Genomic DNA, 15403 nt, shown 5'->3' on the forward strand with positions numbered 1-15403 from the left:
AGATGTGGAGTGATGTGAGCGAGACCGAGGTCACCACCGCCCCGCGCCCGCTGCTGCTGGCCGACGGTCGGCCCGCTGCCCGGGCATGGTCGCTGGACCCCGCCATGAGGCACCTGAACCACGGCTCGTTCGGGGCGGTTCCCACGGTGGCGCAGGAGCGGCAGAACCAGCTGCGCGCGGAGATGGACCGCTCCCCGGTGGTGTGGTTCCCGGCGCTGCCGCAGCGGGTCGCAGCCACCCGGGTCGACCTGGCCGCCTACCTGCGGGTCGACCCCGACGACCTCGCCCTGGTGCCGAACGCCAGCGCCGGCATCAGCGCCGTGTACGCCGGCCTTTCCCGCCGCCGAGGTGGCGAGATCGTCGTCACCGATCACGGCTACGGCGCCGTGACCATGGGCGCCGAACGGCTGGCCCGGCGCTGGGGCGGCCGGGTCCGTACCGCCCGGGTGCCGCTGGACGCGGACGAGGAGCAGGCGTACGAGGCCGTGGCCGCCGAGTTGAGCGAGGCCACCGACCTCATCGTCCTCGACCACATCACCTCGGCCACCGCCCGCCGGATGCCGGTGGAGCGGATCGGCGCGGAGGCCCGGCGGCGGGGCACCCCGCTGCTCGTTGACGGCGCGCACGCTCCCGGTCTGCTCGCCGCCCCCCTCGACGGCGTGACGTGCGACTTCTGGGTCGGCAACCTGCACAAGTGGGGCTGCGCACCGCGCGGTACCGCCGCGCTGATCGCCCGTGGCCCGCTCCGGGAGGACCTCTACCCGCTCATCGACTCGTGGGGAGCCGCCGATCCGTATCCCGACCGCTTCGACCAGCAGGGCACGGTGGACGTCACCGGCTATCTGGCGGCGCCGACGGCACTGGACTTCGTCGAGCGCACCTGGGGCTGGGGAACCGCCCGCCGGTACATGGACGACCTGGCCGGCTATGCCGAACGCGTCGTCGGCGCCGCCTTCACCGAGCTGACCGGCGAATCCAGCGCTGTCGACGTGGGCCTGCCGGTACCCGGCATGCGACTGGTGCGGCTGCCGACGGGCCTGGGCGCCAGCCGCGTCGAGGCCGACGCGCTGCGCGACCGAGCGGCCCGCGAGCTGGGCGTGGAGACGGCCTTCACCAGCTTCGGCGGCACCGGCTATCTGCGGCTGTCCGCACACGTCTACAACACCGCCGCCGACTACGAGTACTTCGCCGAGGCCTGCGTCCCCGTCCTCGGCGAGTGGGCCCGCGCGGCCCGCGAGCAGCACAGCGCCCCGTAACGGCGCCGCACCGCAAACCCCCGTCCCCGAAGCGCCGCCGGCGCGGCCGCAGGCAAGGAAGAGGTCGGCACGATGAGAAGAAGGACGGCAGCTCTCGCCCTCGGCACGGCCGCCATGATGGTTCTGACCGGCTGTTCCACCATGAGCGGCGGTGCCGACGGCACGGTCACCCTCAATATGGTCGAGAGCCTGACGAACCCCGCCCGCACGGTCCTGCTGAAGGACCTCATAGCGGACTTCCAGGACCAGAATCCCAAGATCAAGGTCAATCTGATCTCACCGCCCACCGAGCAGGCCGACCAGAAGATGCAGCAGATGCTCCAGTCCGGCAGCGGCGTGGACGTCCTCGAAGTACGCGACATCACCGTGGGCCCGTGGTCGAACAACGGCTGGCTCTACGACATGAAGAAGGACCTGACGGGCTGGAAGGGCTGGCAGGCCATGACGGGGAACGCCGTCAAGGCGTCCGAGAACGCCGACGGCGAGACCTACTTCGTCCCGTACGGCTTCTACGGGCTGAGCCTCTTCTACCGCACCGACCTGATCAAGGAGGCCGGCTTCAGCAAGCCGCCGGCCACCTGGGCGGAGCTGCTGAAGCAGGCCTCCGCCATCCACGACCCGGCGAAGCGTCGCTACGGGTACGCCTTCCGCGGCGGGGCCAACGCCAACGGCAACGCCACCGCCGTCATCGAGGCGTACGTCGCCGACGAGATCGACCCCGCCAACGGCTTCAAGCTGAAGGACGGCAGCACGATCTTCTCCGCGCCCGAGGCTCTCGACGCCATGGACACCTACCTCAAGCTCTTCAAGCAGGCGTCACCGAAGTCGTCCGTGTCCTGGGGCTACCCGGAGATGGTCGAGGGCTTCTCCAACGGCTCGACGGCCTTCCTGCTGCAGGACCCCGAAGTGATCGCCACCGTCTCGGAGTCCAAGGCGATCTCGAAGGACCAGTGGGACACCGCCCCGCTGGTGGCGGGACCCAGCGGCAAGACCGTCCAGCCGCTGGCCACCGCCGGGTGGGGCGTCGCGGACGGCAGCAAGAACAAGGCCGAAGCCGTCAAGCTGGTCGAGTTCCTCTCCGAGGGAGAGGCATCGACGACCTTCACCAAGAAGAACAGCCTGGTGCCGATCCTCAAGTCGGCGACCGAGGACGCGTTCTACAAGACCGGCCCCTGGTCCAGTTACGTCACCATGACGGAGAACCCGGAGAAGTACCTCAACGTCAGCCAGCCGCGTGGCGTCGCCTGGTGGACCGAGTGGCAGCAGAAGGCCGACGCCGACGTGCAGAAGCTGGTGCTCGGCAAGACGACGCCCAAGGAACTGCTGGCCGGCTGGGACGCGTACTGGACCGAGAAGTGGGAGCAGGAGAAGTAGGCATGCCGGCCGCGTCCGAAGCGACGAGCACGAGTACGGGTTCGACGGAAACGATGAAAACGGCGTCGCCGGGCCGCTCCCGGTCCTCCCGGAAGGGGGGCGCCCCGCCCGGCCACGGCGCCGAACGGGGGCGCCGCAAGCCGGAGTTCACCTCCCGGCGCGGCCTGCTCATCGCCGCCTTCATGGCCCCGGCCGCGATCTTCGTGGCGGTGTTCACGTACTACCCCATGATCGCCGGCAGCCAGATGGCCTTCCGCAACTGGAACCTGACGGACCTGAGCGACACCTCCTGGGTGGGCCTGAAGAACTTCCGCGACGTCTTCACCGACCCCACCTGGGGCACCGTCCTTGCCAACACCGCGCTCTGGGTGTTCGGATCGATCGTGCCCCAGCTGGTGATCGGCTTCGCCCTCGCCCTGTGGCTGCGCCGGAGGTTCCGCCTCCGAGGCCTCTACCAGGCGCTGATCTTCTTCCCCTGGGCGATCTCCGGGTTCCTCATCGGCATCCTGTTCCGCTGGCTGTTCAACAGCGAGTTCGGCGTCGTCAACGACCTGCTGCAGAAGGCGGGGCTGATCGACGAGCCGGTCGCCTGGCTGGCCGACCCGGACAAGGCGATGTTCGCCGTGCTGGTCGCCAACGTCTGGTACGGGGTCACCTTCTTCGCGATCATGATCCTGGCCGCGCTGCAGTCCGTCCCCGACGAGCTGTACGAGGCGGCGGCGCTCGACGGCGCCGGCAAGGTGCGCACACTGTTCCAGATCACCATTCCGTACATCCGGGTCACGCTCGCGCTGACCGTGCTGCTGAGGATCATCTGGATCTTCAACTTCCCCGACCTGATCTTCGGGATGACCGGCGGCGGACCGAACAACGAGACGCACATCGTGACCACCTGGATGATCAAGATCACGCAGCAGGGCGACTATGGCAGGGCCTCCGCGCTCGGCCTCGTGGTCGTCGCCATCCTGCTGGTGTTCGCGGTCTTCTTCCTCCTGGCCACGCGCGAGAAGCGGGACGACAAGCGAGAGGTGAAGTCTTGATCGGCAAGGAGTCCACGGCCGGCCGGGCCACCAAGTTCACCTTCCTGGGGCTGTGGCTGGTCTTCACCGTCTTCCCGCTCTACTGGATCACCATCACGTCACTCAAGGCGCCCGGCGACATCTTCGCCTTCCCCATCGCCTACTGGCCCGAGCACTTCTCGCTGGAGAACTACAGCGGGCTGTTCGGCAAGGCCGACTTCGGCGTCTACCTCACCAACAGCCTCATCGTCGCGGCCGTCGCGGGCGCGGTCGCCACGGCGATCTCGATGCTGTCGGCGTACGTACTGGCCCGCTTCGAGTTCCGTACCAAGTCCGCGCTGCTGATGGCCGCCCTGGTCACCCAGATGATCCCGACCTTCATCGCGCTGGGGCCGCTGTACCTGCTCATGACCGACCTCACCCTGGTCGACAACCGGCTCGGGCTGATCCTTGTCTACATCGCCGTCTGCATCCCGTTCTGCACGGTGATGCTCCGCGGCTTCTTCGAGAACATCCCGGACGCGCTTGAGGAGGCGGCCATGATCGACGGCCTGTCCCGGTTCGGGGCGCTGTTCCGGGTGCTGCTGCCAGTGATGCGTCCCGGGATCGTGGCCGCGTTCATCTTCAACTTCGTCAACTGCTGGAACGAGCTGTTCCTTTCCGTGACGCTGATGAACAGCGACGGCAACAAGACCGTCCCCACGGCCCTGAACGGGTTCATCTCCAGCTTCAACATCGACTGGGGCTCGATGTCCGCGGCGGCGGTCCTCACCATCCTGCCCACGATGGTGCTGTTCGCCTTCGCCAGCCGCCACATCGTGCAGGGGCTCACCTCCGGCGCGGTGAAGGGCTGAGGGAGGCGGCAAGCCGGGTCCGTGATCGACATTCCCTTCCGGGCGCCGTGCACGTGATCACCGGGGCGGACGGGGCCCGCGCCTCGCCGAGCCGACGGGGCCCTCCGGGCGCTGGTGGTGTAGAGCCACTGGACTGGCTCGACACCACCACTCCGCGTCGCCGTCGAGCGTGTCGCCGGCCCGGTGCCGGCGGGCCGGCGACAGCGACCTCGCGTACTCGTGATCGCAACCGCCCTTTCGTCGAGTCTGTGGCCTACGCGGCGCCGTGTTCGAGTACGTCCTTGAGTTTCTGCTCGTTTCTCGGCATCTCCTTGCGTGCCTGCGGGCGGACGACCAGCGGAACGAGGAGCTTGCCCCTCCCGTGGGACTCGAAGTCGAGATCGAGTGTCACCCGGGAGCGATCGCCGTCGCCGAGCGGCTCGATCGTGCCGTGGACATCGCCCCGGACGGGCCCGTCGATGCCGCGCATGTGCCAGCTGCGCGGAGGGTCGAGCTCGACCACCTCCATGGTCATCGGGAACACCCGGCGGCCCACGCGCCGCGTCACGACCATGCGCGATCCCACGCCCAGTGGGGTGTCGTCGAGCGGCACTACGGATACGGCGCTCTCCTGCCACTCGGGGAGGTGGGAGGGGTCGATCACGTAGGAGTAGACGTCCTCGGGGCGGCGCGAGATATCCACGCTCTCCTTGATGGCGGACATTTCATCTCCTTTGTCAGGTTCTTATGTAAATGATCCCACTCCAGAGGTGCTGCGGGGGCTGTACGACGCCGCGTGGCCAGGTGGCCATGGGCACGTTCCGTAATCCGCCGGCACGAGCACCCGGGCGCGTGCCGACTCAAGGTGTCCCACTTGCCTCAACCAAGCTCCACGCCGGCCAAGGCTGCGACTACGACCACTGTGGCGATGACCGCGCCCGACCTCGCCGGCATCGCCCGCACCTCATCCGTCAGCGCGGATTCGTCCAATGAGATGACACACCCGGTGCTGCTTCGCTTGGTGGGGCCTGGCATACCGGTCATGTGCGGAGCCGAGATCAATCGGGTGCCGAGACCCCATTGACAGGACAAACGAGCGACTCCCAGAATCATCGCCATGACCAGGCACTGGTTCGTCACGACGGGGCCGCTGCGTGTCCCGGATCGCACGGGGTGCGAGCGCTCCGGCCGATAGCTGGGCTTCCCCCGAGCCATGTGCTCGCTGCGCCGGAGCCCAGACAGTGCCTGTCTTCTTTCTGATGGTCCGGATGACTCCTGATGACCCGGACGACTCCCGGTACACGTCTGCTGTGCACCACTGAACTCCCTTTTCTCGGCGCCGAGGGCACACGTCTCAAAAGCCGACCGTCGTCTGCCATCGATGAACGCCAACCCAGGACCAGAAGAGGAATTCCATGACTGTCATGAACGCCGGGTCGCTGCCCACGCTGCGCGAGGCCCGGGTACCGGAGGGCGGGATGTACGAGGGCGTGCGTGTCCTGCGTCGTCTGCCCGAGGGATGGGAGGAGCGCCCGTACGAACGCCTCGAGGTCGTGCCGCAGGGGCGCACGATCGGGGCCGAGGTGCGCGGAGTCGATCTGTCGCGCCCGCTGGAGCCCGCGCTGCGCGAGGAGCTGAACCGCGCCCTGCTGGAGTGGAAAGCGCTCTTCTTCCGCAGTCAGCACCTGACCTCCGCCCAGCAGCGTGACTTCGCCCGCAACTGGGGGGAGTTGGAGACCAACCCGCTGCTCGCCACGGGATCCAGCGAGGACGTGGTCCGCTTCGACAAGGGCAGTGACGGCACGCCGACCTTCGAGAACATCTGGCACGCCGACGTCACCTTCCGGGAGCGGCCCGCGCTCGGCGCCGTGCTCCAACTGCGCGAGGTCCCGCCGTTCGGCGGGGACACCATGTGGGCGGACATGGCCGCCGCCTACGACAACCTCCCGCAGGACGTGAAGGACCGCATCGACGGCGCCACCGCCGTGCACGACTTCATCCCCGGCTTCGTCCGCTTCTATTCGCCCGAGCGGCTCGCCCCGCTCCAGGACGCCTTCCCGCCCGTGGAGCACCCGGTCGTGCGCATCCACCCGGAGACAGGGCGGCGGCTGCTCTTCGTCAACGCCTCCTTCACCACCCGGATCACCGGGATGGAACGCGCCGACAGCGACCGGCTACTGAGCTACCTGTGCCGACAGGCACATGTCCCGGAGTACCAGGTGCGCTTCCGCTGGCAGCCCGGCGATGTCGCGTTCTGGGACAACCGCGCCACCCAGCACTACGCGGTCAACGACTACGCCCCGCACCGCCGCATCGCGGAACGTGTGGCCGTCGCCGGTGACCGGCCGTACTGAGACCCCACACCCGCAGCAGTAGCCCGTAACCACGGCAGTAGCCCGTGCCCACGGCAGTCCTCCCGCACATTGGCGCCCGCACGCCGGCCTGTCCACGCACGCGACAATGAAAGAGGACTCTTGATGAGATTCGACAGACGAATACCCACCAGGTATCTGGCCGGCGCCTGGGTCATGGGAATGGTCACGCTCAGCTCTTGTGCGGCGGCCGACACCTCCAAGGCGAAGAGTGCGGACACGGTCACTCTGGCGATTCCGTCCTGGGTCGGCGCCGAAGCCAATGTGGCGGTCGCCGAATACCTGCTGGAGGAAGAGCTCGGCGTCAAGGTCACCACCCGGCAGATGGACCAGCCGGTCGCCTGGGACGCCATGGACGGCGGCGAGATCGACGCGGTGCTCGAGGACTGGCGCGGGTTCCCGGACAAGGAGAAGAAGTACATCAAGGAACGGAAGACCGTCGTCGCCGGCGGTGACCTCGGAGTCACGGGCCACATCGGCTGGTTCGTCCCGAAGTACTTCGCGGACGAGCACCCCGAGGTCACCAACTGGAAGACCCTCAACCAGTTCACGGACCAACTCCGGACCGCCGAGAGCGGGAACAAGGGGCAGCTGCTGGAGGGGTCGCCTTCCTACACCACGAACGACCCCGCGATCATCAAAAACCTCGGCATCGATCTGAAGCCGGTGTACGCCGGGAGCGAGGCCGCGCAGATCACCCAGATCAGGAGCAGCGTCGAGAAGAAGAAGCCGTTCATCAGCTATTGGTGGACCCCGCAGTGGCTGAACGCCGAGATCGATCTTGTCGAGGTCAGCCTTCCCCCGTACAAGGAGGGCTGTGCGGACGACCTCAAAAAGGTCACCTGCGCTTACCCCGACACTCCTCTCCAGAAGTACTTCAACGCCGACTTCGCCAAGAACGGCGGTGACACCGCGCAGTTCCTGAAGAACTTCAAGTGGACCACGGAGGACCAGAACGAGGTCGCCAGGATGATCACGGCGGACAAGCTCTCGCCCGAGACCGCCGCCAAGCGGTGGATCGACGGGAACAAGGACGTCTGGGAGCAGTGGATCCCGGGGGACTGACACAAGCCGGGGGCCGCCCCCTCGTCACGTGACCCGAGCGTGGTCGCCGTACCCAGCGGTGTTGGTGCCGACGGTACGGCGGCCACCGGGCGGCCAAGTGGTTACGACCGGGTCACCGCGAAGGTGGCCCGGCACCCTCGTACGACCTCACGGTCACGACCGCTTCAGCAGCACCACAACTCCGGCCGCCACCAGCCACACCGCCAGCAGCATCGGAGTCAGCCAGGCGCTGAACGGCCCCGCCAGGCACAGCACACCCACGACCAGAGCGGCCCAGGTCAGCCACGAGGGCAGCACCGCGACGACCTCGGTGCCACGGGTGGTGCGCCAAATGGCGAGAAGCAGCACGGCCGCGCCCACCATCGCTCCGATGAGTCCCCCGTACGCCACGTCCAGCAGCAGAATCGCGATCAGAGCCGTCTCGGGTACGACCTGGAAGGCGTCGGCGTGGTTCGCCGTGACTCCGTAGATGTTCCCGGAGATCGCCGAGACCATGAGGAGCACCACGAAAACGGTCCCGCCCGCGAGCGCGACGGTGGAGCGGCTGCCGGCGGCGCGTACCAGTACCGGCAGGAAGCACAGGAAGGCCAGCCCGGCCGCGAGCAGTACCAGGGCGCCGGTCTCGGACAGGGCCTGATTGCTGTCCTTGGAGTAGAAGGTCACGACCTCACGGATCGCGTCGTCGTCCTCGACGTCCGGCGTCCGCCAGGTCAGGATGTGGCCGAAGATCAGTAGTCCGCCGGCCAGGATCCCGGCGATCCCGGTCCACAAGGGACCGCTTCTCCCCGCCCGAGTACTGGTCTCTTCGCTCTGCGACGCCGTCATGGTGGCCTCCCGCCGGAGAGTCCCCCCAAGATTGTCGTCCTCATCCCATCCTGCGCCGGAAACGGACCTGGCGCCGCCCGGACGTGGCGCCGCTGACCTACCGCGGCGGCGGCTCGATCGGAGTTCCTGGGCAGTGCCAGAGGTGTTCCTGGATGGCAGTGCCTCGGGCACCACAGGACAGATGTCGGCGCCGCGCAGCCGGCTCGGCCCCGCGGTGATCGAAGTCGCGACGCCGCTCCACGGCCCGCTGCGCCACCTCACTGTTGCCGTGCACACGCAGCGGCACGGTGACGTACGGCAAACTCGACGGCCAGGAATCGAAGGCCAGGACCTCGACGACACGGCGGCGGGAGCGGCGCTGTACAGCCGTTCTGCTCACCCGATCTCTCTCGCAAGGCCGCGGTCACTGCTGACGCAGGTCCTTGACCCGGCGGAGTTTGCCCAGTGAGCGCTCCAGAGTCTCCGGGTCGACGACCGCCACGTCGACGGTTATGCCCACCCCGTCCTTGACGCTCTGCGCGATCGCCCGGGCGGCCGTCTCCCGCTGCTCGGTGCCGGTCCCGGGGCGTGCCTCGACGCGGACGGTCATGTGGTCCATCCGGCCGCGTCGGGTCAGCTGCACCTGGAAGTGCGGGGCGACGCCGGGCGTACGCAGCACGATCTCCTCGATCTGGCTGGGGAACACATTCACCCCGCGCAGGATGATCATGTCGTCGCAGCGGCCGGTGATCTTCTGGATGCGGCGGAAGGCGGGGCGGGCGGTGCCGGGCAGCAGGCGGGTCAGGTCGCGGGTGCGGTAGCGGATGACCGGCAGGGCCTCCTTGGTGAGCGAGGTGAAGACCACTTCGCCCTCCTCGCCCTCGGCCAGCACCTCGTCCGTGACCGGGTCGACCACCTCGGGATAGAAGTGGTCCTCCCAGACATGGAGCCCGTCCTTGGTCTCCACGCACTCCTGGGCCACACCCGGTCCGATCACCTCCGACAGGCCGTATATGTCGACCGCGTGAATGTCCATGCGTCCCTCGATCTCGTGGCGCATCTCCTCCGTCCACGGCTCGGCGCCGAAGATGCCCACCTTCAGGGAACTGGTCCGAGGGTCGATGCCCTGCTTCTCGAACTCGTCGAGCAGGGTGAGCATGTAGGACGGGGTGACCATGATGATCTCGGGCTTGAAGTCCTGGATGATCTGCACCTGGCGTGCCGTCATACCACCCGAGGCCGGGATCACGGTGCAGCCGGCCCGCTCGGCGCCGTAGTGGGCGCCGAGGCCGCCGGTGAACAGACCGTAGCCGTAGGAGATGTGCACCTTGTGGCCGCGACGGCCGCCGGCGGCGCGGATCGAGCGGGCGACCACGTCGGCCCACATGGAGATGTCGTTCTCCGTGTAGCCCACGACCGTGGGGCGGCCGGTGGTACCGCTGGACGCGTGGACGCGCCGGACCTCGGACATGGGGACGGCGAACATACCGTAGGGGTACGTGTCCCGCAGGTCGGCCTTCGTGGTGAAGGGGAACCGGGACAGGTCCTCCAGCGAACGGCAGTCGTCGGGCGCGACCCCGGCCTCGTCGAACTTCTTCCGGTACGGCTCCACGCTGTCGTACGCGTACCGCAACGTCGCCCGCAGACGGTCGAGCTGAAGTTCCCTCAGCTGCTCGCGGGTCAGGCGCTCGGCGTCGTCCAGCAGGTCGTGGGGGAGTGGCTCGCCCCGGCGGGGGCCCGTGCCAGCCACGGCCGTCGGTGCGCTGCTCATTGCGACTCCTTTGTCGTCGTGCCGCGAATGCGGGGGGGCGTGCGGAACTCCGCGATCGCCTCGGCACCGTGCAGAGTACTCACGTCGTAGCTGCCGCTGCGGCCGAAGCCGACGCGTTCCTCGGCGATCCCCGCGCCATGCTCCAGCAGATCGACACCGAGACTCCGTGCCCCCTCGGCCGCGGCGAACATCGCCTCCGTGGGCGTCGACTCGCTCGCTTGCGTCGGAGTCGCGTCCGTGGTCCGCGTCACCCCCCCCACCACCTTGCGACGTGCATGCGACTGTATTCCGTGAGTGCGCTTCACCGCTCGCTCGCACTGTGCCGGCAGGCACCGACCCAGGAGGGACCAGCATGATCATCTTTGGTACCAAGGGATATCAGTACCAGCTCGCGATACTGACCCTGGTGTGCGGCCTCTGCGGCAATCCTTCCGCGCACACGCTCAGGAAACGCGTCACGAAGTTCACACTGTTCTTCGTGCCGCTGTTCCCGGTCTCGACGAAGTACGCGACGCAGTGCACCTTCTGTGGTGCGGAGCAGAAAGTGACCAAGGAGCAGGCTGAGCAGCTGCAGGTGCAGGGTGCGAGCGGCCACGGCGGCCAGACGTATGGGCAACCGCAGCAGCGGTACCAGCCCTGAGGAGGTCCAGGTGCCCAGCTCAGCGGCGGACCGGCAGATCCTCGCCCACCGGCGGGGACCTGCCCGGCCTTCCGGAGTGCCCTGTCAGCTGTGAGGCATCGGGAGGGCGTACACCTTGTCGAAGTGCTGGGCGATCAGCGGCCCGTCGCTGTCGCAGGAGAGCTGCCAGTCGTTGATGCCGGTGTTCTGGCCATCGGTGAAGTTCCAGAGCAGCTCACCCTTTTGGGCGTCGATCGCGTAGAACCCGTCCTTGTTGTGCGCGGCCGTGACGAACACGGCGCTGCCGGCCGCGACGAGGGCGTTCCCCAGGTCCAGCCGAGGGGTCTCGCGGAACCAGCGCCGGGAGCCGTCGGCGGCGTCGAACGCCGCGACGCCATGCGGGTTCCTGGTGGTGCAGTACACCGTGCGGGCCGCGGCGGCGACGGAGGCGAATCCGCCCTTCTCCTCCTTCACCCGCCAGCGCAGCGAACCGGACTCCAGGTCCACGGCGATGAGCTCGCTGTCGGCGGCGAAGACGGTTCCGTCGAGCACCACCGGGGCCGACCGGGCGTCCGAGTCGGAGTCCATGGGCCGTCGCCACAGCACGCCCCCGCGCGTGGCCGTGTCACCACGGGCCGTGAGGCGGTGCAGCCCGTCCATGTAGATGAAGTGGCGGGTGTCGATGACCGGTTTCAGATCGAGGCCGATGTCCTCCGCGCTGATGGGGATGACATTGGCCCTGCGCGCCCGGAGATCCGTATCGAGGACGACGTTCGTGGAGGTGGCCGACCCCTGCGCCTCCTCCGGGTCCTGGCGGTTGAACCGCAGACCGGCGATGGTGACCCTGTTTTCGGCGGACCCGCCGAGCAGCGTGTCGAACCGGAAGTCCGCTCCGAAGTCCATCGAGAACCGCTCGGTGCCCGTGGCCGGGTCGACGCCGAGTACGGTCGCGCCGGTGCCCAGGGCGACGACGTCGCCCGAGACGAGGAGGGGTGCGGTGGGGGACTGGCTGATGCCCTGGTAGGTCCACCGGGGACGGGTGCCGTCGGCGAGGCCGAGGGAGAGTAGCGCGCCCGACTGCGTCTTCAGCAGGGCCGTACCGTTGTGGAAGGCCGCCGGTGCCTGGACGAGCGGGCCGCTCCGGTACGTCCACAGCGGCTCGGGCGCCGGACCGGCCGGCTTCGGGGCCGACCGCGGCTGCTCCTTCGACCTGCCGAGCAGCGCGGCGAGGCCGGAACCGACCGTGACGGTGCCGAGCGCTGCGGCCGTGAGGACCGTACGGCGGGAAGGGCCCGGCCGGGGCCGCCGCCGTGCTCGGCGGGTGATGACCGGCTCGGGCGACTGCTCGCGCGTAGGGATGGGCGTCGGCTCTTGGGGGAAGACCGCGTGGTCGGAGCTCGGGCGGTGGTCGGGGCTGGGGCGCTCCGTGACGAGCTGCTGAACGGCCAGGCGCGGGTCGGTACGGACGCCTCCGGCGGGTGCGAGGCCGATGGTGGCGGAGCGGGCGGCCTCCCGCTCGATGGCGTCCGCTTTCGTCTCGAGCCCGAGGTCCAGGTCCATGAGGGCGGCAGCCTGCCGGCTGACCGAGGAGGCGACGGCTTCCGGCAGCCAGCCGTCCCAGTTTAGAGTGTCGGCGCCGGCGGGCGCGCAGGCCGCCGATACCCAGTCCGGACTGGGCCGGTCTGTCGGGGACTTGTCGAGACAGCGCTCGATGATCGTGTCGAGTGGATCCGGGACGCCCGTCAGATCCGGCGTACCGTGCACCACTTGGTACAGCAGGGTGGCCGCCGACGAGCCGTCGAAGGGCGCGTTCCCAGTGGCGGCGAAGGCCAGGACCGAGCCGAGGCAGAACACGTCCCCCTCCGGGCCCATCGGGTCGCCCGTGGCGTGCTCGGGGCACATGTACCGCGGGGAGCCGAGCAGCACGCCGGAGAGAGTGAGCTCATAGCCGTCGGTGGCGCGGACGATGCCGAAGTCGATGACCCGCGGGCCCTCGGCGGAGAGCAGCACGTTGGACGGTTTGAGATCGCGGTGCACCAGCCCCGCGGAGTGCACGGCGATCAGAGCCTCGGCGAGCCCGGCGCCGAGGGCCAGCACCGCCTTAGGCGGCAGCGGCCCGTACTCCTCGACCGCGTCGGCCAGCGTCGGACCGAGTATGTGCGCGGTGGCCAGCCAGGGGACGGGGCCGTCCGGGTCGGCGTCCACGACGGTCGCCGTGTATCTGCCGCTCACCGCCCGCGCCGCGTCCACCTCGCGCCGGAAACGGATGCGGAAGTCCTTGCTCGCGGCCAGTTCCGGCCGTATGACCTTGACGGCCGCGGTCCGCTGCTGGTCGTCCCTGGCGAGAAAGACCTCTCCCATTCCTCCGGCGCCGAGCCGCGCGACAGGACGGTACGGCCCCAAGTGCTCCGGATCCGTGGGACGAAGTGGCTCCATTGCCCTCAGCTCGCCTGTTCCTCGTTCGGATGGACTTGTGGGGAGACTAGGTGCTGGAGGGACAGTTGGGGTACGCATCTGAGGAACCTATGGCCATTACTTGACGTTTCAGGTAGAGACCGTCCGGACGGTTTCTCGGGCCGTCGGGACAATCGGCGCGTCTCGTTTCGTTCCGCCGCCCGTCCCATTCGTGTGGCAGTTCGTATGGCAGGCACGGAAGACGTAGGGCACCTGCGTATCGCCGGCGTCGGGGTACGGGCGTCCTGGGCCGCCGGATCGGGGTGGACCCCCTTCACGCGACCATCGGGCGTACGGGTCCTCAGCCCGCGGACAGCCACTTTCGTGGATCACAGTCGGTGTCGGCGGCGTTCTGGGCCGGCAGACGCTGTTGCTGTTGCTGTTGAAGGCCCTCGCCGTGCGGCGGTGGCGCACTACCCGCCCTGGCTCGCTCCGCACGGCACGGACGACGTCGTAGGCCGGAGCGATTCACCCGATTGGCGGAGCCGGATGCCCGTGCTTGCGGTGGCAGTTCGCCGGGTGTGGCTGCGGCTGTTGGCGGTCGGCGTTGCCTTGCTCGCGGGGCGATCTTCGGGCTGCTCATTGAGGATGGTTCGGGGCCCGACCTCAAGAGGAGTCCGGTCGCGACGGCCCGCCTATAGCGAGGGAGTCTTTGATGACAGTGACGACGAATGCCCTCATTCCAGCGCTGGAGGACGCCCGTCAGGCCCACGCGGCGGTCATTGACCGTTTCCGGTCCGATGTGAATGTCACCCCGGCCGGCCCGCACCGGTCGGCACTGGAGGAGCACGTGTCGGCCACGCAGCACAACATCGACCGGATCGACGAACACATCCGCGCGCTGCGCCCCAGCCGCCCGCTGCAGGACACCGTCCAGTCCTTCCGGCTCCTCGCCGGCGACGCCGCCCGGCTGGTCCGGCTGCCCTGGGAGATCGGCGGGCTGATCGCCAGCGAGACCGTGCGCGGTCGGCGGTCGGCCGACGAGCGCCGCTTGCTACGGAACGCCGAGGACGAGTACGCGATCACCGCGCGGGCGGTGGCTGCCTCCAGGGCCGGTCAGAGCATTGCCGAAGAGGCCCACGACCAGGCAGCCGCCGATCTGTTCGACGCGCTGCTGCGCCAGGACGAGGAACTGCTGCGACAGTTGCAGGACAGCCTCGCCGAACACGCCGTGGCCGTCGCGGCGGAAGCCGACGGCGGTCAGCGTTCATCCGCCGAAGGCGGGCCTGGCGACGCGGCCATCCGCGTGGCGCGGCATCTCCAGGGAGCGGTCACCGGTGCCGAGAACCTGCCGATCTCAGGCTACGAGCAGCTCAGCATCACGGACATCACCGGACAGCTGCGCAGGCTGTCCCAGGCGGATCTGACGGTCATCGAGGACTACGAGCGAGCACATGCCGAACGGCCCGAGATCCTCAACGCCGTCGAGCGGCTGCGCGGCAGCGAGCCCTGGCCCGTCTATGACGACATGACGACCGAACAGATCAGAGCCCGGCTCCACAGCGCCGACCCCGCCGTGGCCGGGCAGGTGCTGGAGTACGAGCGCGGCCACCGTCGGCGTAGTGCGGTCATCACCGCCGCCGAGGGGCGCATCGCCCTGTGACGATCGGTGCTCTGTGACGCCTCAATGGCCGGCCTGTCGGGAAGCACGGTCGCGATCGCCTGGCGGCGGGACTCGGCCACCCGCTGGGCAGTGCGTTCATCTCGGCCGCCCAGTCCCTGAGCCAGTCGCGCCGGGTTCCTGCCTGACCCGTCCCGGCCCAGCAGCGATGCGGCGTTCGCCCTCGCGGAGCTCCTCAAGTCCCTCGGTGAGACAGAAGAAGCCGAGGTCTGGTG

14 protein-coding genes are annotated in these 15403 nt (G+C 68.7%); 8 read left to right on the top strand and 6 right to left on the bottom strand.

The window, feature by feature from the left end; all coding sequences use genetic code 11:
• The first annotated feature begins 14 nt into the window (after positions 1-14).
• The 4 genes from ACTWQR_RS06420 (at position 15) to ACTWQR_RS06435 (ending at position 4503) form a co-directional block, all read left to right on the top strand.
• On the top strand, positions 15-1256 hold the full coding sequence (locus ACTWQR_RS06420) for an aminotransferase class V-fold PLP-dependent enzyme (protein WP_443225924.1): 1242 nt from the start codon (positions 15-17) through the stop codon (positions 1254-1256).
• 72 nt (positions 1257-1328) lie between these two features.
• Positions 1329-2630, top strand: a complete 1302-nt coding sequence (locus ACTWQR_RS06425) for an ABC transporter substrate-binding protein (protein WP_443225925.1) — start codon at positions 1329-1331, stop codon at positions 2628-2630.
• A 53-nt stretch (positions 2631-2683) separates the two neighbouring features.
• Positions 2684-3670, top strand: coding sequence for a carbohydrate ABC transporter permease (locus ACTWQR_RS06430; RefSeq protein ID WP_443226094.1), 987 nt, complete (start codon positions 2684-2686; stop codon positions 3668-3670).
• Positions 3667-4503, top strand: a complete 837-nt coding sequence (locus tag ACTWQR_RS06435; RefSeq protein WP_443225926.1) for a carbohydrate ABC transporter permease — start codon at positions 3667-3669, stop codon at positions 4501-4503. The genes ACTWQR_RS06430 and ACTWQR_RS06435 overlap by 4 nt, the downstream gene beginning before the upstream one ends.
• A gap of 253 nt (positions 4504-4756) precedes the next feature.
• On the opposite strand, the gene ACTWQR_RS06440 is transcribed toward ACTWQR_RS06435, so the two are convergent.
• Positions 4757-5206 carry an SRPBCC family protein gene (locus tag ACTWQR_RS06440; protein WP_443225927.1) on the bottom strand — a complete coding sequence of 150 codons (450 nt, stop codon included), beginning with the start codon at positions 5204-5206 and terminating at the stop codon, positions 4757-4759.
• Positions 5207-5897: 691 nt separating this feature from the next.
• Between ACTWQR_RS06440 and ACTWQR_RS06445 the strand changes: the two genes are divergently transcribed.
• Both ACTWQR_RS06445 and ACTWQR_RS06450 read left to right on the top strand, forming a co-directional pair.
• Positions 5898-6836 carry a TauD/TfdA dioxygenase family protein gene (locus ACTWQR_RS06445; protein WP_443225928.1) on the top strand — a complete coding sequence of 313 codons (939 nt, stop codon included), beginning with the start codon at positions 5898-5900 and terminating at the stop codon, positions 6834-6836.
• 123 nt (positions 6837-6959) lie between these two features.
• Positions 6960-7919 carry an ABC transporter substrate-binding protein gene (locus tag ACTWQR_RS06450; RefSeq protein WP_443225929.1) on the top strand — a complete coding sequence of 320 codons (960 nt, stop codon included), beginning with the start codon at positions 6960-6962 and terminating at the stop codon, positions 7917-7919.
• Between the two features lie 153 nt (positions 7920-8072).
• On the opposite strand, the gene ACTWQR_RS06455 is transcribed toward ACTWQR_RS06450, so the two are convergent.
• The 4 genes from ACTWQR_RS06455 to ACTWQR_RS06470 all read right to left on the bottom strand — a co-directional run bounded on the left by ACTWQR_RS06455 (position 8073) and on the right by ACTWQR_RS06470 (position 10745).
• On the bottom strand, positions 8073-8744 hold the full coding sequence (locus ACTWQR_RS06455; protein ID WP_443225930.1) for a hypothetical protein: 672 nt from the start codon (positions 8742-8744) through the stop codon (positions 8073-8075).
• Positions 8745-8841: 97 nt separating this feature from the next.
• The gene (locus ACTWQR_RS06460) at positions 8842-9123 is read right to left on the bottom strand and encodes a hypothetical protein (RefSeq protein ID WP_443225931.1); all 282 of its coding nucleotides are present in this window, start codon (positions 9121-9123) and stop codon (positions 8842-8844) included.
• A gap of 24 nt (positions 9124-9147) precedes the next feature.
• Positions 9148-10494 (bottom strand): phenylacetate--CoA ligase PaaK, encoded by a 1347-nt coding sequence (gene paaK, locus ACTWQR_RS06465; protein ID WP_443225932.1) that lies wholly within the window; start codon positions 10492-10494, stop codon positions 9148-9150.
• Complete coding sequence (locus ACTWQR_RS06470; RefSeq protein ID WP_443225933.1) at positions 10491-10745, bottom strand: hypothetical protein; 255 nt, start codon at positions 10743-10745, stop codon at positions 10491-10493. Before ACTWQR_RS06470 ends, paaK begins: the two co-directional genes overlap by 4 nt.
• A 101-nt stretch (positions 10746-10846) precedes the next feature.
• Here ACTWQR_RS06470 and ACTWQR_RS06475 point away from each other — a divergent pair, with 101 nt between their 5' ends.
• A complete protein-coding gene (locus ACTWQR_RS06475; RefSeq protein WP_443225934.1) occupies positions 10847-11134 on the top strand; it encodes a zinc-ribbon domain-containing protein in 288 nt (95 codons plus the stop codon).
• Between the two features lie 84 nt (positions 11135-11218).
• Here ACTWQR_RS06475 and ACTWQR_RS06480 read toward each other — a convergent pair whose 3' ends face one another.
• Positions 11219-13474: a protein kinase domain-containing protein gene (locus ACTWQR_RS06480; protein WP_443225935.1), complete on the bottom strand. Its 2256-nt coding sequence runs from the start codon at positions 13472-13474 to the stop codon at positions 11219-11221.
• 748 nt (positions 13475-14222) lie between these two features.
• Between ACTWQR_RS06480 and ACTWQR_RS06485 the strand changes: the two genes are divergently transcribed.
• Positions 14223-15170, top strand: a complete 948-nt coding sequence (locus ACTWQR_RS06485; protein ID WP_443225936.1) for a hypothetical protein — start codon at positions 14223-14225, stop codon at positions 15168-15170.
• Positions 15171-15403: the final 233 nt, after the last annotated feature.

Source organism: Streptomyces sp. 2A115 (genome assembly GCF_052245575.1).
Classification (GTDB): Bacteria; Actinomycetota; Actinomycetes; order Streptomycetales; family Streptomycetaceae; genus Streptomyces.